The organism is Thermoactinomyces vulgaris (assembly GCF_003688725.1).
Classification (GTDB): Bacteria; Bacillota; Bacilli; order Thermoactinomycetales; family Thermoactinomycetaceae; genus Thermoactinomyces; species Thermoactinomyces vulgaris.
The window spans coordinates 402730-422662 of record NZ_REFP01000007.1; the positions used below are offsets into that span (position 1 = coordinate 402730).

Annotated in this window: 19 protein-coding genes; 15 read left to right on the forward strand and 4 right to left on the reverse strand. The window is 48.7% G+C overall.

Translation table 11 applies throughout. From position 1 onward, the window contains the following. The first annotated feature begins 23 nt into the window (after window positions 1–23). The gene (gene tgt, locus ATH33_RS02410; protein WP_175413188.1) at window positions 24–1160 is read left to right on the forward strand and encodes a tRNA guanosine(34) transglycosylase Tgt; all 1137 of its coding nucleotides are present in this window, start codon (window positions 24–26) and stop codon (window positions 1158–1160) included. A 14-nt stretch (window positions 1161–1174) separates the two neighbouring features. After that, window positions 1175–1495 carry a preprotein translocase subunit YajC gene (gene yajC / locus ATH33_RS02415; RefSeq protein WP_037993966.1) on the forward strand — a complete coding sequence of 107 codons (321 nt, stop codon included), beginning with the start codon at window positions 1175–1177 and terminating at the stop codon, window positions 1493–1495. A gap of 55 nt (window positions 1496–1550) precedes the next feature. Here the strand turns inward: yajC and ATH33_RS02420 are convergent, their stop codons facing one another. After that, complete coding sequence (locus ATH33_RS02420; protein ID WP_121874018.1) at window positions 1551–1946, reverse strand: TIGR04086 family membrane protein; 396 nt, start codon at window positions 1944–1946, stop codon at window positions 1551–1553. 168 nt (window positions 1947–2114) lie between these two features. Here ATH33_RS02420 and ATH33_RS02425 point away from each other — a divergent pair, with 168 nt between their 5' ends. Then, window positions 2115–2726, forward strand: coding sequence for a DUF421 domain-containing protein (locus tag ATH33_RS02425; RefSeq protein WP_084712885.1), 612 nt, complete (start codon window positions 2115–2117; stop codon window positions 2724–2726). A 5-nt stretch (window positions 2727–2731) separates the two neighbouring features. On the opposite strand, the gene spoVB is transcribed toward ATH33_RS02425, so the two are convergent. Then, window positions 2732–4300, reverse strand: a complete 1569-nt coding sequence (gene spoVB / locus ATH33_RS02430; protein ID WP_232356921.1) for a stage V sporulation protein B — start codon at window positions 4298–4300, stop codon at window positions 2732–2734. A 187-nt stretch (window positions 4301–4487) separates the two neighbouring features. Between spoVB and ATH33_RS02435 the strand changes: the two genes are divergently transcribed. The 10 genes from ATH33_RS02435 to ATH33_RS02470 all read left to right on the forward strand — a co-directional run bounded on the left by ATH33_RS02435 (window position 4488) and on the right by ATH33_RS02470 (window position 14121). Continuing rightward, window positions 4488–4802: a post-transcriptional regulator gene (locus ATH33_RS02435; RefSeq protein WP_231564570.1), complete on the forward strand. Its 315-nt coding sequence runs from the start codon at window positions 4488–4490 to the stop codon at window positions 4800–4802. Between the two features lie 107 nt (window positions 4803–4909). Beyond that, window positions 4910–6139, forward strand: coding sequence for a protein translocase subunit SecD (gene secD / locus ATH33_RS13900; protein WP_309485127.1), 1230 nt, complete (start codon window positions 4910–4912; stop codon window positions 6137–6139). After that, window positions 6120–7040, forward strand: coding sequence for a protein translocase subunit SecF (gene secF, locus ATH33_RS13905; RefSeq protein ID WP_309485128.1), 921 nt, complete (start codon window positions 6120–6122; stop codon window positions 7038–7040). Before secD ends, secF begins: the two co-directional genes overlap by 20 nt. Window positions 7041–7157: 117 nt before the next feature. Further along, window positions 7158–9578 (forward strand): single-stranded-DNA-specific exonuclease RecJ, encoded by a 2421-nt coding sequence (recJ, locus tag ATH33_RS02445; protein ID WP_121874020.1) that lies wholly within the window; start codon window positions 7158–7160, stop codon window positions 9576–9578. Next, window positions 9517–10032, forward strand: a complete 516-nt coding sequence (locus ATH33_RS02450) for an adenine phosphoribosyltransferase (RefSeq protein ID WP_037993958.1) — start codon at window positions 9517–9519, stop codon at window positions 10030–10032. Before recJ ends, ATH33_RS02450 begins: the two co-directional genes overlap by 62 nt. Before the next feature lie 208 nt (window positions 10033–10240). After that, window positions 10241–10369, forward strand: a complete 129-nt coding sequence (locus ATH33_RS13815; RefSeq protein ID WP_255347154.1) for a hypothetical protein — start codon at window positions 10241–10243, stop codon at window positions 10367–10369. A gap of 147 nt (window positions 10370–10516) precedes the next feature. Continuing rightward, window positions 10517–11167 (forward strand): FMN-dependent NADH-azoreductase, encoded by a 651-nt coding sequence (locus tag ATH33_RS02455; protein ID WP_037993956.1) that lies wholly within the window; start codon window positions 10517–10519, stop codon window positions 11165–11167. A gap of 90 nt (window positions 11168–11257) precedes the next feature. Beyond that, window positions 11258–11890 carry an FMN-dependent NADH-azoreductase gene (locus ATH33_RS02460; RefSeq protein ID WP_037993953.1) on the forward strand — a complete coding sequence of 211 codons (633 nt, stop codon included), beginning with the start codon at window positions 11258–11260 and terminating at the stop codon, window positions 11888–11890. A gap of 397 nt (window positions 11891–12287) precedes the next feature. Continuing rightward, on the forward strand, window positions 12288–13445 hold the full coding sequence (locus tag ATH33_RS02465; protein ID WP_037993951.1) for a homogentisate 1,2-dioxygenase: 1158 nt from the start codon (window positions 12288–12290) through the stop codon (window positions 13443–13445). A 13-nt stretch (window positions 13446–13458) separates the two neighbouring features. Then, window positions 13459–14121, forward strand: a complete 663-nt coding sequence (locus ATH33_RS02470) for a flavin reductase family protein (protein WP_049719918.1) — start codon at window positions 13459–13461, stop codon at window positions 14119–14121. A gap of 37 nt (window positions 14122–14158) precedes the next feature. Here ATH33_RS02470 and typA read toward each other — a convergent pair whose 3' ends face one another. Then, a complete protein-coding gene (typA, locus tag ATH33_RS02475) occupies window positions 14159–15976 on the reverse strand; it encodes a translational GTPase TypA (protein WP_037993947.1) in 1818 nt (605 codons plus the stop codon). 122 nt (window positions 15977–16098) lie between these two features. Between typA and ATH33_RS02480 the strand changes: the two genes are divergently transcribed. Both ATH33_RS02480 and ATH33_RS02485 read left to right on the forward strand, forming a co-directional pair. Continuing rightward, window positions 16099–17832 (forward strand): ABC transporter ATP-binding protein, encoded by a 1734-nt coding sequence (locus tag ATH33_RS02480; RefSeq protein WP_121874125.1) that lies wholly within the window; start codon window positions 16099–16101, stop codon window positions 17830–17832. 23 nt (window positions 17833–17855) lie between these two features. After that, complete coding sequence (locus ATH33_RS02485; protein WP_121874021.1) at window positions 17856–19601, forward strand: ABC transporter ATP-binding protein; 1746 nt, start codon at window positions 17856–17858, stop codon at window positions 19599–19601. A gap of 1 nt (window position 19602) precedes the next feature. Here ATH33_RS02485 and ATH33_RS02490 read toward each other — a convergent pair whose 3' ends face one another. Beyond that, window positions 19603–19794 carry an H-type small acid-soluble spore protein gene (locus tag ATH33_RS02490; protein ID WP_037993944.1) on the reverse strand — a complete coding sequence of 64 codons (192 nt, stop codon included), beginning with the start codon at window positions 19792–19794 and terminating at the stop codon, window positions 19603–19605. Between the last annotated feature and the right edge of the window lie 139 nt (window positions 19795–19933).

Genomic DNA, 19933 nt, shown 5'->3' on the forward strand with positions numbered 1-19933 from the left:
TTAGTTCAATAGGAGGAAACACCTTGGCTGTAAAATATGAACTCACTAAAACGTGCAAACAGTCCGGCGCCCGGTTGGGTCGCTTACATACACCACACGGAACCATCGATACTCCTATTTTTATGCCGGTGGGAACGCAAGCAACCGTGAAGACAATGAGCCCGGAAGAACTCAAAGAAATGAATGCGCAAATTATTTTAAGCAATACCTACCATCTGTTTTTGCGTCCGGGACATGATATTGTCCGGGAAGCAGGGGGATTGCACGCATTCATGAACTGGGATCGTCCGATATTGACGGACAGTGGCGGGTTTCAGGTGTTCAGTCTGAGCAAGTTGCGCGACATCACGGAAGAAGGAGTGACGTTCCGTTCCCATATCAGCGGGGAAAAGCTGTTTATCGGTCCGGAGAAGGCAATGGAGATCCAAAACGCATTGGGAGCAGACATTATCATGGCGTTTGACGAATGTCCGCCATACCCCGCTGACCGTGAGTATGTCAAAGCTTCAACCGAACGTACATACCGGTGGTTGAAACGATGTATGAAAGCGCATCAGCGTCCGGCCGAGCAAGCCCTGTTTGGCATCGTCCAAGGCGGGATGTATCAGGATTTGCGGGAGGAAAGTGCCCGTCAGCTTGTTGATTTGGACTTGCCCGGTTATGCCGTGGGCGGGCTCAGTGTGGGTGAATCCAAGGAGCTGATGTATGAAGTGCTTGACTATACCACTCCTTTGTTGCCCGGGCACAAACCGCGCTATCTGATGGGGGTCGGATCACCCGATGCGCTCATTGAAGGATCCATCCGGGGGATCGACATGTTTGACTGTGTATTGCCGACAAGAATTGCCCGCAACGGGACGGCAATGACCAGCCAAGGGCGTGTTGTGGTGCGCAATGCCAAATATGCTCGAGACTTCACCGCACTGGATCCGGAATGTGATTGCTATACTTGCCGAAACTATACCAAAGCATATCTGCGGCATTTGATCAAAGCGGATGAAACCTTCGGCTTGCGTCTGATCACATACCACAATCTTTATTTTCTGCTTGAATTGATGAAACAGGTTCGCCAAGCGATCCTGGAAGACCGGCTGCTTGATTTCCGTGATGCATTTATGATGAAGTATTACGGAAGTTTGCATCCGGAAAAACCTTTTTGAAGGAGGACCAATTTATGGGACAATGGGGTACGTTGATACCGCTTATTCTGATGTTTGTCGTGTTTTATTTTCTGTTGATCCGCCCACAGCAAAAACGGCAAAAAGAACGGATGACCATGTTGAATGCTTTGAAAAAAGGTGACAAAGTGATCACCATCGGCGGGATTCACGGAACGATTGTGGATTTGACGGAAGACCGGGTGACGTTAAAAGTCAGTGACAATACCCGTTTGGTTTTTGAACGCTCTTCGGTGAATTCGGTGGTAACCGATGAGGATACAACCTCAGAGAAAGAAGAGAAGAAAAAAGAAGAAGCCAAAGAGGAATCCAAATAAGGCCAAAAAGCTTCTGATCTTGTGATCAGAAGCTTTTTTTGGTTTTACCGGGCATTTAATCTTTTTTGGTTTGTACCCCCATAACTCCTCCCAGTGCGCCTCCACCGAAGGAAAACAAGGAAAGCCAAAGCGGATGAATGGACGTCAGGCTGTCAAAAGCCAAAAAGGCGATGAGCAAGATGATCAGGGCATAGATGATTCCTTGAATCCCGCCGGCCATCCAACCGCGATGCTCCGATTTGCGGGCGGTGACAAAGCCTCCGCTTAACAAGGCGGCGAAATTCAACACATAGGCAATCATCGGGAGGCGGTGGGAGGACAAGGTGGAGTATTGCAAAAACAAGGTTACCATCAGCGAGCCCAAAAGGACAATTCCCCAGATGACGCATTGCCCGATGAGCCAGGGAGACCGGACGCCTTTTTTGGCGGAGTCGAAAAAAGCTTCTTTCATTGCTTTTCCTCTCCTTTCTTTATTAATACATCCTTATGCCTGGTATTTTTTGAGCATTCATAAAGAGGGGGCATTTGGTCAAACTATGTTTTGAAAAGGAGGTGACCAAGGTTGATATGGACCATCATTTTACGCACGGTATTTATCTATTTTTTCCTGCTTGTGATTATGAGATTGATGGGAAAAAGGGAGATCGGCAAACTGTCGGTGTTTGATCTGATTGTTTCGTTCATGATTGCCGATCTTTCCGCAATGGCGATCGATTCGGAAAAGCCCCTGTATATCGGCATTATCTCCATATTGACCTTGGCGATCTTTCAAGTGTTCATTTCCTATCTTTCTTTAAAAAGCAAAAAAATCAGAGAATGGGCGGACGGAAAGCCGGTGGTCATTGTGGAAAAGGGAAAAATCCTGGATGATCAGATGGCCAAAGCCCGCTACAACATGGATGATCTGATGGTTCAACTGAGAGAGAAAAACATTGCCGATATTTCCGATGTGGAATTTGCGATCTTGGAAACCACCGGGAAGTTAAGTGTTTTTCCAAAAGAAAAAAAGACTTCCGAAGAAAGCGTACATAAGTCCTTGCGTCCGTTTCAAATGCCGGTTCCACTCATTATTGACGGGAAGGTCCAGGATGACGGGTTGAGACAAATCGGAAAAACCCGTTTCTGGCTGAAAAATGAGATTCAAAAACAAGGGTACCGGGATTTCAAAGAAATCTTTTATGCTTCTATAAACAACAATGGAAAACTGTTCATCGACCGGAAAGATTCTTAAACTCCTTACTTAGGCAGGATCCGGGCAACCCACTTTCCGATCAAAGGAATACGCAAGACATCGTTTTTTTGGATGAGTGAAAAAAGAATCAAGCAGATTCCATAGGACAACAGGGTGACTCCGGCTTGGATGACGGTTTGGATCAGCATCGAATCCGAACCGCTGAAATTGCTGAAACGAAAAACCACCGCGGCGATGAAAATGGTTAAGGCCAGCTTTCCCCATTCCTTTATTTTCAGGTGAAATGGAACCAGCTTGACGATATCGATGAAATGCAACGTCGTAACGATCAAAATGCCGCAGTTGATGGCAAGCGCCACTCCGTCGATGCCAAGTTCCGGCCGGGATGCGAGCATGAGAATGAGAATGGTTTTGAAAACGGCCCCGATGATGGAGTTGCGCATGGGTGCTTGTGCTTTGTCCAATCCCTGCAAGACCGAAGCGAACGGACCTTGCAAAGCATGAATCATGGTGAAAGGGGCCATGATCCGGATCAAGCGGGCGACATCCGGCTGGCGATACAACAGAATGGAAAGCGGTTCAGCCAAGAGATACAAAATCAGGGCACAAGGCGCGGTGACAATAAAAGATAACCGGATCGCTTGTTGCAAACGGTGCTCGATCAGCCGGTCATTCTTTTTTGCGGCCGCTTCACTGACAGCCGGAACCAATGACACGGACAAGGCGTAAGTGATGAACGCGGGAAAGAAGGTCAACGGGACGGCCATTCCTTCCAGTTGCCCGTATAAAGCGGTCGCTGTTGTTGTGGCAAATCCGGCCATGGCCAAACTTTGCGCTACGACGATCGGTTCGATGGCGTAAGAGAAAGAACCGATCATGCGGCTGGCTGTCACCGGAGCAGCTAAACGAAAAAGATCGCGGAAAGTTTGCCGGAAAGGTTTCCAACCCGGTTTCAAAAAGGTTTTGTCCAACTTTGGGCGGGTCGGATCTTTTTTGAAGGAACGGATCAAAAACATCATGCCGGCGAATTCACCGACCACCATTCCGAGCATGGCTCCGGCCGCGGCATATTCCACGCCGAATTTCAATAAATAACCGGCGATGAGAAGGACGGTGAAGATGCGGACGAATTGTTCGACAATGGTTGAAATGGCATAAGGGCTCATATTTTGCCGCCCTTGAAAATAACCGCGGAATATGGATGAAATGGCAATGATCGGAATAATCGGGGCGATTCCGAGCAAGGTGTAAATGGCCCGTTCATCCGTGAGGAGCATCCGTGCAATCCATGGGGCTGCTATGAGAACGCCTCCGGTGACGATGGTGCTGGTTATGATGACGATAAATATCGAAATAATGAGAATGGAACGAATCCTTCCTTCTTGCTGTTTTGCTTCCGCTTCGGAGACGAGTTTGGAGATGGCCACCGGCAGTCCGGCGGTGGTGATCACGATGGTGAAGGACAAGATCGGAAACGCCATTTGAAACAGGCCCATTCCCTCATCGCCGATGATTCTGGACAGGGCAATCCGATAGATAAAACCGAGAATTTTGGTGATAAACCCGGCGCTGACCAAAACAAAAGTGCCGTATAAAAATCCTTTGCGCACCATCACGCCCCTCCTTCGCTGATTCCTATTTAAACGTATGAGTTGCTGGGACAACTCATGACAAAAATGTTTAACAGCAAAATTTTTCAACAGGGCTTGCATGAATGCCCACAGAGTTGTTAACTAAAATAAGTAGGATTTTTGGGAAACCTTTCAGAATAATACCTTTAAAACGGGATGTGAATGCGAAGTGAGAAAGAAACAAGGTCCTTTGAAACCGGTGGGAAGTTATCAGAAGGATTCTGTCGAACTGATGCCTGAGCATGAGCTGATGCAATGCATTGAAGAGTTGTGCAACAGCAAAGCCAGGGAATTTCGGATGTATGGTTATGAAAATGTGACGGGTGAGCAGGTTTGGGCTTGTGTCTCTGAAAATTACCGCAGGGGATGGCCCCGGCTGAACCGGCTGGTGAATGACATCATTTCTTTGAAAGCAAACCGCTTTATGAACTGGTTGATGTTATCGGTATACAAGGATGATGATGACAAGAATGAAAAGAAATAAACGACAGCCGCGATCCCGCTGTCGTCTTTTTTTGCAAAATTGACATGGCTTTTGGATGCAGGGATAATTAAAATTACGGTGTTTTATACATAAAAGGAGGACAAGGAATGAGGGTGCGAAAAGTCAATATCGTCGTATTTATCCTCCTGGTGGTTGCAATTTTCGGCTTGGCGGCCACAACTACCGGTTATATATGGAAACATGTCACATTGGGCTTGGATTTGCAAGGCGGATTTGAAGTGTTATATGAGGCGGAGCCCGGACAAAAAGTGAATACGGAGATTTTGAAAGACACCGCCGCGGCCTTAAACAGCCGGATCAATGTCCTGGGCGTGTCGGAACCGGATATCACCATTGAACCGCCCAATCGCATCCGGGTGCAACTGGCCGGAGTCAAAGACCAAAACAAAGCACGGGAATTGCTGGGGAAACAGGCGAAGCTCACCTTCCGCGATGCTTCGGGGAAAGTGTTGCTGGAGGGAAGCGATTTGAAGGAAAAAGGGGCAAAAGTCGATTATGACCAGATGGGACAGCCGGTTGTCACGTTGCAACTGAAAAATGCGGATAAATTCGCCAAGATCACCCGTGAACATCTGGGACAACCGATTGCCATTTATTTGGACGAGCAGCAGCTCAGCGCACCGGTGGTTCAGCAAGTGATCACCGGGGGAACGGCACAAATCACCGGCCAAAAGGATACGGAGGAAGCACAACAACTGGCCGATCTGTTGAATGCCGGTGCCATTCCGTTGAAAATGAAGGAAATTCAAAGCCATTCCGTGGATGCCAGCCTTGGGGAAGACTCCTTGAGGGACAGTCTCATCGCCGGGGCTTATGCCGTGGTTGCGATCTTTATTTTCATGATCGGTTTTTACCGGTTGCCGGGATTTGTGGCGGTTACGACCCTGGTGGCTTATTCGTATTTGCTGCTGTTGACTTTCATGGTGATGGGCGTGACCTTAACCCTGCCGGGGATTGCCGCGTTTATTCTGGGGATCGGAATGGCGGTGGATGCCAATATCATTATGAATGAGCGGATTCGTGAGGAAATGCGTGTCGGCAAAAGCATGAAAGCATCCGTCCGTGCCGGTTCCAAACGTTCTTTCTTGACCATTTTCGATGCGAACATTACCACCATCATTGCCGGAGCGGTGTTGTTTATCTTCGGAAGTGCCGGTGTCAAAGGGTTCTCGGTGACACTGATTGCCGGTATTCTCGTCAGCTTTGTGACGGCGGTGGCGCTTTCCCGGATCATGATGAATTTGCTGGTCCGGTCCAACTTGCTGAAAAGCCCGGTTTGGTTCAGGGTGAGAGAGGATGAGATCAGTGATCTATAAGTTTGATATTGTGAAGCATCGAAAAAAGATTTTTATCCTGACGCTGTTGATCGTGGCGGTTTCCATCATTTCGCTGTTCGTTCGGGGGCTCAACCTGGGAGTCGATTTTGTCAGCGGAACCCGGCTGGACATTCATGTGAAGCCAAATGTGGATCTGGAAAAAGCACGGACCGTTTTGACCGGACTCGGGTATCACGATCCGGATGTCCGCACGGGTGGATCGGAAAATGAGTTTGTTTTTTTCCGGGTCAGCCATAGCATGGAGCGAAACCAGATCAATCAGATTGAAGCGGCTTTTGAAAAGGCCTTTCAAACCGACGTGAATATTCAGGCCCAGACCGTGAGTCCGGTGGTCGGGCGGGAAACGGCCATGAACGCCATCAAAGCGGTTCTCATCGCCTCCATTTTCATCATTATTTATGTGGCGATTCGCTTTGAATTCCGGTTTGCTGTTTCCGCCGTGTTGGCATTGCTGTATGATGTCATGTTTGTGGTCGGAACCTTTTCCCTCTTTCAGATCGAGGTGGATTTGGTTTTCATCGCCGCGGTGCTGACCATTGTGGGATATTCGATCAACGATACCATTGTGATATTTGACCGGATCCGCGAAAACATGAAACAGGAAAATCCCGCCAAATGGGATGACTTGGCGGCGATTGTGAATAACAGCATCATGCAAACGCTGGTCCGTTCCATCAACACCGTGTTAACGGTGGTGTTTGCCGCTCTTCTTTTGTGGTTGTTGGGCGGAGAAAGCATCCGGAATTTCTCGCTGGCCCTTCTCTTGGGATTGATTTCGGGTGCCTATTCTTCCATCTTTGTGGCCAGCCCGCTCTGGGTCACTTGGAAATGGAAATCGATGCAAAAAAAGCATCCTTCCAAAAAAGCCGTGACGGAATAAAAATGCACCGGAGAAGCCATGTCCTTTCCATGGCTTCTTTTTTGGGGCTTTTTTTCTGTCTTCTGACCGTTTTTCTTTGTGCTATAATGGTTAGCGCGAAGAGAGAGGTGTTCGGTCATGTTGCATGCAAGAGCAAGGTGGGATGTGGAGCCGGTGGATGAGGATTTAAGCGAAGCGATGTCTAAAGAACTGGACATTCATCCCATCATTTCAAAAATGCTGATTCGCCGGGGGGTCAAAGAGATCCCGGAGGCCCGCCGTTTTTTAAATCCTTCCCTTGCCGACCTGAATGATCCTTTCCTGCTGGATGGAATGGAAACCGCTGTCCAAAGAATTCGCCAGGCCCTCAGGGACAAAGAGCCTATACTTGTTTACGGGGATTATGATGTGGACGGCGTCAGCAGCACCTGTTTGATGCTGAAAACGCTCCGGCGGTTGGGGGCAACCGTGGATTACTATATTCCCCATCGTTTCCGGGAAGGATACGGGATCAATCAAGAGGCCTTAAAACAAGCCAAGGAGCGCGGTTTCCGTCTCGTTCTTTCAGTGGATACGGGGATTGCCGCGGTCAAGGAGGCGGCTTATGCCAAAGAGTTGGGATTGGATCTCATTATTACTGATCACCATGAACCCCAGGAAACGCTGCCGGATGCATTGGCGGTGATCAATCCGAAGAAGCCGGGATGCCCCTATCCTTTTAAAATGCTTGCCGGGGTCGGTGTCGCTTTCAAACTGGCCACAGCCTTGTTGCAAGAGGTGCCGGAAGAGTGGCTGGACATCGCTGCATTGGGAACCATTGCCGATCTGGTTCCGCTGGTTGAGGAAAATCGCATTTTGGCCTGTTACGGATTGAAGAGAATGAGCCAGACGGTTCATATTGGATTGAAAGCTTTGATTCAGGCTTGCGATATTGATCATGACGTGTCGGCTAGTCATGTGGGATACCTGCTCGGTCCCCGGATCAATGCATGCGGACGGTTGGACACAGCGGACACGGCGGTCCGTTTGCTGATGACGGAGGACCCGGAAGAAGCGGAATCCCTTGCGGGAGAACTGGATGTGCTCAATCGAAAACGGCAACAATTGGTGGATGAGATGACCCTGGAAGCAGTGGAAGAGATTGAGAAGAATCCGGACAAGCACAAGTATGTGATTGTCGTCGCCCGCCCGGGATGGAATGTGGGCGTGGTCGGCATTGTCGCGTCCCGGTTGGTCGAAAAATATTACCGGCCGGTTGTGGTGTTGGGAATCGACGAAGAAAAACAAACGGCCAAGGGATCAGCGAGAAGCATTCAAGGATTTCATTTGTTTCAAGCTTTGTCCGAGTGTAAAGAATGGTTGCCCGAATTTGGCGGACACGAAATGGCTGCGGGAATGACGCTGGAGGCCCGCAACATTTCCAAACTGCATGAGCGGCTTTCGTTGTTGGCGAAAGAACGGATCCGCCCGGAAGATTACGTGCCGCTCAAATGGGCGGAAGGAGAATTGGATGCCGAGCAAATCGGGGCAGACCTCATTGAACAGCTGGAGATCCTGGCTCCGTTTGGAGTGGGAAATCCACAGCCGCTGTTTATTGTAAAAGAAATGCCTGTCGCGCGGATTCAGCGCATGGGAAGGGAACAAGAACATGTCAAATTGTATTTGAACCGGAAGAACGGGATCTTAAGCGCGGTCGGTTTTCGCATGGGGGATCAGGCTGACGGGCTCACTCCCCACGGCCGGATCCGTTTGCTCGGTGAGCTGGAGATGAATGAATGGAACGGCCACAGAGCTCCCCAAATCATTATCCGGGATATGGAGGTCCGCCATCTGCAAGTGTTTGATTTCAGAAGCAACCGGAAAGAATGGTCGCAGCTTGCCGGATTGAACCCGGAAGAAATATGTTTTATCTGTTCCAACGGCTCAACGCTGTTTAAACAATTGTCCCAATCGACGAATCGAATCGTGGTGACATGGGAAGAGCTGATGGATAAAAAGCAACAGGAAAGCATGAAGCAAGCCAAACATCTGGTCTTGGCGGAATCGCCCCCGACATTGGAGGTGTTTCGTAACCGCTTGAAAGACGGACGGGAAGCGGAACGGATTTATGTCATGTTCGGGGATAAAGAGTTTGATCATTTGTTGCCGAAAACCCCTTCCCGTGAAGATTTTTCAAAGTTGTACCGGGTGATTGCAGGGAAAGGGAAGATCTCCCTGCGCAAATATATGTCTTCGCTGATGCGGGTGACAGGATTGCAAAAGCGTGTCATTTCTTTTATGATTCAAGTGTTTGAAGAATTAGGGTTTGTCAGCTTGGATCAGGAAGATTTGATCGTCCATGAAAACCCGGCCAAGAGGTCGCTGATGGAATCCAAAACATATCAACACCAAAGAGAACGGGAACGGGTTTTGGAGACACTGGTTTATTCAAGCTATAAAGATTTGTGCCGTTATTTGTTTGAAACGATTTCTTTTACACACATGGGAGGATATACAGATGGATTTCAAAGAAAAGATTCGAGTGATTCCAGACTTTCCGCAACCGGGGGTGCGGTTTAAAGATATCACCACGCTGTTAAAAGATGGAAAAGCTTACAAAGAAGCCATTGATCAGATTGCCCGCCAACTGGAAGGAAAAGAAATTGATCTCATTGTCGGGCCGGAGGCGAGGGGGTTTGTCATCGGTGCTCCTTTGGCATATGCCTTGGGAGTGGGATTTGTACCGGTGCGCAAGTCTGGAAAGTTGCCGTATGAAACGGTGGAAACCACATACAGCTTGGAATACGGAAAAGATGCGTTGGCAATGCACAAAGATGCCATTGTTCCAGGGCAAAAAGTATTGGTTGCCGATGATTTGCTGGCAACGGGCGGAACCATTTCCGCCACATTGGAATTGATTCAGCAATTGGGCGGAGATCCGGTGGGAGCGGCCTTTTTTGTGGAACTGGGTTATCTTGGCGGAAGAGATAAATTGAAAGGATTGGATATCATTTCATTGGTTCGCTATGACTAAAGCCGGCGGATCCCCCCCGGTTAGACCCGGCCGTTTTTGCATGGCCATTTCACGCACATAGCAGATTTTGTCTGCATGTGCGTTTTTTTGTGCTTGTTTTGCAAGATTTAATAAAAAAACAGAATAATGTATTATAACAAACTGTTGCACAACAGAAACTGTTGTAATATAATATGTTCAAACACAACATTCGGATGGAGGGGTTTTCGTGGAGTCCCAACACGCTCCTGAACAACAAGAAGTCCGTTGCGAACAGTGCGGGGCCGTTTTGAAGCAGGAAGAGGAAGCCAGTCCGGAAGAACAGGTTCATTACTACTTGTTAAAATATTACGAATAAAACCAAAAAGCATTCACTTTTGATAAAAAAACCGGCGTTTTGCCGGCTTTTTTTATTTTTGTTGATGGTTTTATTCTAAAAGAATGGTATATTTGATGAGTACAGAAATGTTCCGTGCATTTTTTTAAGATTTGGGGGTTGTCATCCATGGCTACTCTGCTTTATATTACATCAAACCCGAAACAAGAATCGGAATCAGTGAGCTTGCAAATAGGCAGGGCGTTTTTGAATGCCTATGAGCTTTCCAATCCTTTTGATGAAATCATTAAATTGGATGTTTACCGGGATGAGATCCCGCTTTTGGATGTGGAAGTGTTTGATGCGTGGGCCAAAATGAAAGAGAGTGTTCCGCTTTCTTTGTCAGAAAGAAAAAAGCTGGCCAGAATCAATGAATTGGCCGACCAGTTTGTCATGGCCGACAAATATGTGTTTGTCACCCCGATGTGGAATTTCGGGGTGCCTCCCATGTTGAAAGCTTATATTGACCTCATTTGCATGGCCGGCAAAACCTTTCGTTATACCGAAGAAGGATCTGTCGGCTTGTTGGTGGGAAAAAAAGCGGTACATATCCAGGCGCGAGGGGGGATTTATTCACACGGGGCGATGAAAGCGATGGAATATGGAGACAGTTATTTGCGCATGGTGCTCGGTTTTATGGGGATTTATGATGTGAAATCGATCATTGCGGAAGGTACGGCCGATCCGTCTCAATACCAGGAGATTATCAATCAGGCCAAGCAATTGGCAAAGCGAACGGCAGTGGAATTCGCCAAACCAGTGGGCGAAGGCATGACCTGAGGAAGGAAATTTTTTTAAGTTGACTTGATTAATTATATATATTAAGCTTCTTACTAAAGGTTAGTTTATACAGAAGCAGGAGGAACAGCAGTGGCTAAAATTTTATACATCACAGCAAATCCGAAACCGGAAAACGAAGCCTTCAGCTTGCGCTTGGGAAAAGCGTTCTTGGAAAAAGTAAAAGAAATCAGTCCGGAAGATGAAATCATTGAATTGGATTTATACAAGGCTGACATTCCGTTTCTGGATGAGGATGTCTTTAGCGGATGGGGAAAATTGGCTCAAAATCAAAGCCTGACCCCCGAAGAAGAACAAAAAGTCAACCGGCTCAACGAATTGGTTGACCAATTTGTGGATGCGGACAAGTATGTGTTTGTCACCCCGATGTGGAACTTGTCCTTCCCACCGCGCTTGAAACTATATATTGATGCCATTTGCATGGCCGGAAAAACATTCAAATACACGGAAAACGGCTCGGTTGGTCTCCTTGAAGGGAGAAAAGCCGTTCATTTGCATGCACGCGGCGGCGTTTATTCCGAAGGTCCCGCCCGGGAATTGGAGTTTGCGGATCGCTACCTCCGTGCGATTTTGGGCTTTATCGGAATCACCGATGTTCAGTCTGTTGTTGCTGAAGGGATGGCAGCCAATCCGCAAGAAGCTGAGTCCATTTTTGCAAAAGCTGTGGAACAAGTGCCACAAGCAGCTGCTCGGTTTGTTGAGTGAGCCATTTGATTTTTGCGCCTTCAAAAGGCGCATTTTTTTTATGGAATGGTTGTTTCGCTTGTGGCAGGAACTTCGATCTGATCGGCGGTAAAAGGTTTTGTCGGATTTGAAAGAAAAATCATGCAACAGGCGATAAAAAACAAAAATCCCAACGACAAACCGGAAATAATCAGATCTTTATTCACATTTGAAAACCTGCCTTTAAAATGGTTTCTGTTTTATTTAGACTGATTTTACCCTGGCCGGGTTGCAACAAATATGAAAAAATTGTTGCGGTCCGTGTGTCCGCCGGAGGAGAATGAATTATCAGAATCATTGATTTAGACAAAAAACTAAATATTTTGTTAAAATAGAAATTGGATCTGACTATTATGCGAATGAATGGGGAGGCGAGGCCATGCCCTTTTATCATCATTTGGGACAATTGCCCCCAAAGCGGCATATTCAATTCCGCCAGCCTGACGGCAGTCTTTACCGGGAACAGGTGATGGGGACCAAAGGATTTTCCGGGATCCAATCCATTTTGTATCATATTCATCCTCCGACACAGGTGAGTGAAGCCAAGTGGATCCGCCCGTGGTCGATTCCGGTGGAGGAAGAAGGTGCCCAACGGCACCGGCATTTTATCACTTTTCAAACCAAAGCGGGAAAAGACCCCGTGGAAGGGCGCGTGTATTGGCTGGTCAATGAGGATGTGGCGATTGCCACGGTTCGGCCAGTGGAAGAGATGAATTATTTTTTTCGCAACAGTGACGGCGATGAAATCCTTTTTGTGCATGAAGGTGAAGGGGTGCTGGAGACGGTTTTCGGCGACCTTCCGTATTCCCCGGGGGATTACCTGGTCATTCCGGTCGGCACCACCTGGCGACTCAACATGAAAGATCAAAACCAGCGTTTTTTGGTGATCGAATCCACCGGGGAAATCACGACCCCCCGCCGCTATCGGAATGAGTTTGGCCAATTGTTGGAACACAGTCCGTTTTGCGAAAGGGACATACGGGTGCCGGAGACGTTGAACCCCCGGGATGAAAAAGGGGAATTTGAAGTCCGGGTCAAGGTGCGCGGCGGGCTTCATGCCTATATTTATGATTTTCACCCGTTTGACGTGATCGGATGGGACGGCTATTTGTATCCATGGGCCTTCAGTATTCATGATTTTGAGCCGATCACCGGCTCCATCCATCAGCCGCCGCCGGTCCATCAAACGTTTGCCGGCACCAACTTTGTGGTTTGTTCCTTTGTCCCGCGCATGTATGATTATCATCCGCTGGCGATCCCGGCTCCTTATTATCACAGCAATGTCCACAGCGATGAGGTGCTGTATTATGTGAAAGGAAATTTCATGAGCCGGCGCGGCATCCATGAAGGTTCCCTGACGTTGCATCCTTGCGGTTTGCCTCACGGTCCGCATCCCAATAAAGCCGAGGAAAGCATCGGAAAAGATAGAACGGAAGAGTTGGCGGTGATGATTGACACATTCCGGCCGCTGAAAGTAACCAAGGCAGCCTTGGACATGGAAGACCGGCAATATATGTACAGTTGGCTGCCGGAATAGAAAGGGGAGAATGATGCAGCTGGATCCTGGGCGGTTGAGTCAAAAGGAAAATTATAAATGGTTGATCGGAACGGTGTTGCCCCGTCCCATCGCCTTTGTGACGTCCATCAGTGCCTCCGGGGTTGTGAATGCGGCCCCGTTCAGTTTTTTTAATGTGGTGGCCACCGAACCTCCGATGGTGGGGTTTGCTTGTATGCGCAAGCCGGACGGGGAAATGAAAGACACGGCGAAAAATATCATCGGTCAACGGGAGTTTGTTGTTCACACCGTAAGCGAGGAAAATGTGGCTTTGGTGAATGAAACCGCAGTAGACTTTCCGCCGGATCAAAGTGAAGCGGAAAAAGTCGGGCTTCATTTGCTCCCGGCGACCGTGGTTCGGGTTCCCCGGATTCAAGAGGCAAAAATTCACATGGAATGCAGATTGCACTGCCATTTGCCGATCGGGGGAAACGGGCGGCATCCCAATGCGGATTTTCTGATCGGGGAAGTGGTTTGGGTGCATCTGGATGAAGGGCTGTATGATCAAGGGAAAGTGGACACCGGTGCACTGAAACCGGTGGGGCGGATGGCAGGAAGGACATACGTGAAAGGGGGAGACATGTTTTCCATGCCCCGGCTTTCCTATGATCAGTGGCTGTTAAAACACAAAAAAGCCGGGGCGAATAACCCCGGCTGACTGCGAACGGATTGGGCCAGACAGTTATGGTCCGGATTCATTTCTTGTGTTTGCGGGCCCGGTCCCGTTCGTTTTTCTTCAATAATTTTTTGCGCAAGCGGAATGTTTTGGGAGTGATCTCCAAAAGTTCATCCTCTTTCATGATTTCAAGTGCATCATCGATGGAGAGTTGGCGCGGCGTGTCCAGACGGAGCGCTTCTTCCGCGGTGGCGCGCCGGATGCTGGTCAAATGTTTTTTCTTGCATACATTGACTTCCAGATCTGTTTCGCGGATATGTTGCCCCACAACCATTCCTTCATAAACTTCCGTGCCGGGAGTGATGTAAAGCTGTCCGCGTTCCTGGGCTGCATGAAGGGCATAGGTGGTGGCCGTTCCCGATTCCCAGGCGATCAGGGAGCCGTGATCATATGCCTCGATGTCTCCGGCATAAGGTTCATAACCATGAAACATCGTATTGATCATCGCTTCCCCGTGCGTCGCCGTTAAAAGTTGCAACCGGAAGCCGAGCAGTCCCCGTGACGGGACTTTGTATGTGAAACGGATGTTTCTGCTGTCCAACACCACCATATCCTGCAATTGTCCTTTTCGTTTACCGAGCAATTCCACGACGGCTCCTTGTTGCTCCGAGCTGGTTTCAATTTCTACGATCTCATAAGGTTCCAGCTTGATTCCGTTCTCTTCTTTCAGGATCACTTCCGGCTTGCTCACTTGGAATTCATAACCTTCCCGGCGCATGTTTTCGATCAAAATGCTTAAATGAAGTTCACCTCTGCCGGATACCAGGAAGTGATCCGCCGAATCCGTCTCTTCAACACGTAATGCCACATCTCTTTCCGTTTCACGCATCAGGCGCTCACGAATTTTTCGCGATGTGAGAAATTCACCGTCTTGTCCGGCGAAGGGACTGGTGTTGATCCCGATCATCATGCGCAAAGTGGGTTCCTCCACTTTGATGGGGGAAAGCGGTTCCGGATGATCCGGATCGGTGAGCGTGTCCCCGATTCCGACTTCACCAAGGCCGGTGATGGCAATGATGTCTCCGGCACTGGCCCGTTGGACTTCCATGCGGTTTAATCCTTGGTGTGTGAAAACTTGTCCTGCTTTCACGGTGCGTTTTTCGCCGTTTTGCGGAAGCAAGGCAAGGGTTTGGTTCTTTTGTATGGTTCCCCGGTTTAAGCGGCCGATGACAATCTGCCCTTTGTAATCGTCATAATCCAGCAAAGTGGCTTGTATCTGTGCAGGCCCGTCCGGATCGGCCACAGGAGCCGGAAGTTGCTCGATGATGGTGTCCAGAAGCGGCTCCATGGTCGGTTTCAGTTCCTCCGGAGAAAAACCGGAGGAACCGGTCAGGCCGCTCGCGTACACAATGGGGAAATCACATTGTTCTTCCGAGGCCCCCAAGTCGATAAACAGGTCAAATGTCTGGTTGATCACTTCTTCCGGTCGGGCGCTTGGACGATCGATTTTATTGACGACCACAATGGCTTTGTGTCCGCGTTCCAGCGCTTTTTTCAACACAAACTTGGTTTGCGGCATGGGTCCTTCAGTGGCATCCACAAGCAGCAGAACGCCGTCGACCATATTCATCACCCGTTCCACTTCTCCACCGAAGTCGGCGTGGCCGGGGGTGTCGACAATATTGATTTTGATGTCTTTATAATGAATGGCTGTATTTTTAGACAAGATGGTGATTCCGCGTTCCCGTTCCAAGTCGTTGGAGTCCATGACCCGTTCTTCGACTTGTTCGTTTTCCCGGAAGATATGGCTTTGTCTTAACATGGCATCCACAAGCGTTGTTTTTCCATGATCCACATGAGCAATGATCGCGATGTTTCGAATGTTTTCCGGTTTCATTCTGTTGTGGGGTCACACGGACCCCAACCCCCTTTTCCTTTAACTTGAAAAATATTTACAAACGAAATCGTATCACAGGATATGATTTCGCGCCAGCAGGATGATGGAGGGTGTGGAGAGGATTGGATCGGTATCAATACTTGAAATGGTTTTTTCAAAGGGAAAAAAAGAGCTATTTGCTGGGAATTGTCGCACTGCTTTTGATTGCGTTGATACAATTATTCCCGCCTTATGCCGTGAAGGAAGTCGTGGACTTGATGGCAAGCCGCACACTGACTGTCCGGGATTTGTGGTTTTGGACGGGATTGTGCCTTCTGGCCGCGCTCATCCGGTATGTGCTCGGATATGTATGGCGGATCGCGTTGTATGGCGCGGCAAACCGGCTGGGGAAATGGCTCCGGAATCAAATTTTTGTCCATTACACCCGGATGTCGCCGTCGTTTTTTCACCGGTGGCGAACAGGGGATTTGATGGCCCATGCCACCAATGATATTCAAGCCATTGTCGCAACCGCCGGGGATGGGGTTTTAACACTGGTTGATTCATTGATCACCGGCGGACTGGTGGTCTTGACGATGTTTTTCTTTATTGATGAGTCGTTGACGGTAGTGGCGTTATTGCCGATGCCGGTGATTGCCTGGACGACACGGAAATACGGGAAAATGATGAACCGCCGGTTCCGGGACGCGCAGGAGGCCTTTTCAAAGATGAATGGCAAGGCGCAGGAAAACATTTCCGGTGTGCGGATGGTCAAAGCGTTTGGCATGGAGGAAGCGGAGAAAAAAGCGTTCAGCCGGATTACCGGTGAAGTGGCAGACAAAAACATCGCGGTGGCGAGAGTGCATGCTTTGTTTGATCCGACCATCATGTTGTCCGCAGGTTTTTCTTTTTTGTTCAGTATAGCTTACGGGTCTTATCTGGTTGCCGGAGAAAGCCTCACGATCGGCCAGCTCACTCAATTCACCATCTATCTGGGGCAATTGGTCTGGCCGATGCTGGCTTTTGGCTTTCTTATCAATATGGTGGAGCGGGGAAGAGCTTCTTATGACCGTGTGATAAAGCTTTTGGAGGAAGAATCGGATGTAAAAGACGGACCGGAGCCCGAGCGGGAGATTCCGGACGGAGACATCATCATCCGGGTAAACCGGTTCCATTATCCCAGACAAAAAACGCCGGCTTTAAAAGATATTCATCTTTCCATCGGCTGCGGGCAAACGATCGGAATCACAGGGAAGACCGGGAGCGGGAAAACCACCCTCATCCGGTTGTTGTTGCGGGAATTTGATGTGACCGATGGGGAAATCTTGTTTGGTTCCTTCCCGGTCGAGCGGGTGTCGCCGGCATCGCTGAGGAAAAAAATGGGTTATGTTCCGCAAGAACATATTTTGTTTACCGGAACCGTTTATGAAAATATTGCTTTTGCCAAACCGGACGCGAAGCCGGAGGAAGTGGAAAAGGCGGCCAAAATCGCGTCCATTCATCAGGATGTTTTGAATTTTCCCGATGGTTATGAAACGATCGTCGGCGAACGGGGCGTTGCTTTGTCAGGGGGGCAAAAACAGCGGATTTCCCTGGCCCGGGCACTGATCACCGACCCGGATGTCTTGATTTTGGATGACGCTTTGTCAGCCGTGGATGCACGGACGGAATACAACATCTTGAAACAGCTTGCCGAAAACCGGAAGAACAAAACCACGTTGATCATTGCCCATCGGATCAGTGCGATCGAATCCGCCGATTGGATTATCGTGTTGGATCAGGGGCAAATCATCGAACGGGGAGATCACACGTCTTTGATGAGAAAAAACGGTTGGTACCGGCATATGTACGAGCGGCAACAACTGGAATTGTGGTGAATGTGGGGAGGAATGAATGGATTGTGGTGTTCCAACGCCTTTTGCGATATTTGAAACCTTATCAAAAGCGGTTTTGGCTGGCATTTGCGGCCTTGTTGGCCGGGTCGGGCGCCGAAGTGACCGTGCCGCTTCTGGTCAGCCATTATCTTAACGAATACCTGGTTCCCGGGCGGTTTGACCTTGCCGTCTTAAGTGTTTACGGATTGGGAATCCTTGTCTTGCAAAGTGTTGCGGCAGGACTCAACTACTACCAGATGCTTTCTTTTCATACTGTGGCACAATGGGTGGTAAGATCGTTGCGTGAGGATGTGTTTTTGCATGTCCAGCGATTGGGGCTCCGGTTTTTTGATCAGGTGCCGGGAGGGTCTCTGGTTTCCCGGATCACCAATGACACGGAGGCCGTGAAAGATTTTTATGTGCATGTTTTGTCTTCTTTTTTGCAAAACACGGTGTTTATTCTTTTTGTTTTTGCCGGGATGTTCTGGCTCGATGTCACCTTGGCTTCATGGTTGATGATCGTGCTTCCCGTTGTTTTTTGGCTGATGAAAAAATATCGTGATTTCAGTTTGCCGGCTTACCGCGATTTAAGACATCAGCTGAGCCGGATGAATGCCAAATTGAATGATTCCATCACGGGGATGAACATCATCCAGGCTTTTTTGCAAGAGCGGCGTTTTATCAAGGAATTTTCTCGGGTCAATGATTTGCATTACCGGTCCGGAATGAGAAACATCCGGTTCTTCGCTTTGATGTTGCGGCCTGCGACACAGTTTTTGTCCATCGCCGCAACGGTTGCCGTGTTGTTGTATTTCGGCTTTGTCTCCCGGGACGGAGCGGTTCAATTGGGGATCTTATATGGATTCCTTAATTTGATTGAAAGAATCTTCGAACCGGTCAATGAAATCATGATGCGTTTGTCCCCTTTGCAGCAATCGCTCACGGCGGCGGAAAGAGTTTTTGAATTGATGGATCAGAAAGAATTTGCCCCGGGAAAAGAGGGGGATCACTCACCCGAAATCAAAAAAGGGCACATCCGGTTTGAAAATGTTTCCTTCTCTTACGATGGAAAGACGGATGTGCTGAAAAATATCACTTTTGAAGTCAAACCCGGGCAAACCGTCGCGTTGGTGGGGCATACAGGAAGCGGAAAAAGTTCGATCATTCATTTGCTGATGCGTTTTTATCCGGTGAAACGCGGAGAGATTTTTATTGACGGGGTGCCGCTTCGCTTTTATGACAACGGGGAATTGCGCCAAAAGATCGGTTTGGTGATGCAGGAGCCGTTTTTGTTTGCGGGGGATGTGACCGGCAACATCCGCCTGCATCATCCGATGAATGAAGAGCAAGTGAAAAAAGCTGCCCGGTTTGTCCAAGCGGATGCCTTTATTGAAAAATTGCCACGGGCCTGGGAAGAGCCGGTTGTCGAGCGGGGAGCCACTCTGTCCGGCGGACAGCGGCAGTTGATTTCTTTTGCCCGTACCATGGCGATCGAACCGAAAATCCTGTTGCTGGATGAAGCCACCGCCCATGTGGATACTGAGACGGAAGAAGCGATTCAAACGGCGCTGAAAAATATGCGCCGGGACCGGACGACACTGGTCATTGCGCACCGGTTGTCGACCGTCCAGGACGCGGATTTGATTTTGGTTTTACATCAGGGGGAAATTGTGGAGCGGGGAACACATCAGGAATTAATGGCAAGGAAGGGGTTATACCGGAAAATGTACCGCTTGCAGAAGGGAGGCTCCGCTTTCTTACGGCCCCGGTAGATCAGTGCACTTCTTTTTTCTCTTCCAGATCCCAAACCGGGATCTTTTTTACATCATCGGGATTGGTTTCGGAATGAACCTGTGCTTTTTCAGCGCTTTCGTCCACCATGTCAATCCAGACCGGTTCTCCTTGGTACAAGACCGTGATTTTCTCCGGTGATTGCAAAATCTGTTTTGCGCGTTCGATTTCCATGTCCATCGCTCCTTTTTTAAGGTTCTGCTTTTATCATGTTTGGAAAAATGGAAAACTATACAAAAAGAAAATTGATGACGCGCGAAGGGATTTGGCAAAAAACCAAGAAATGTTAAAAGCGTTTGTAAAGAAAGAACGG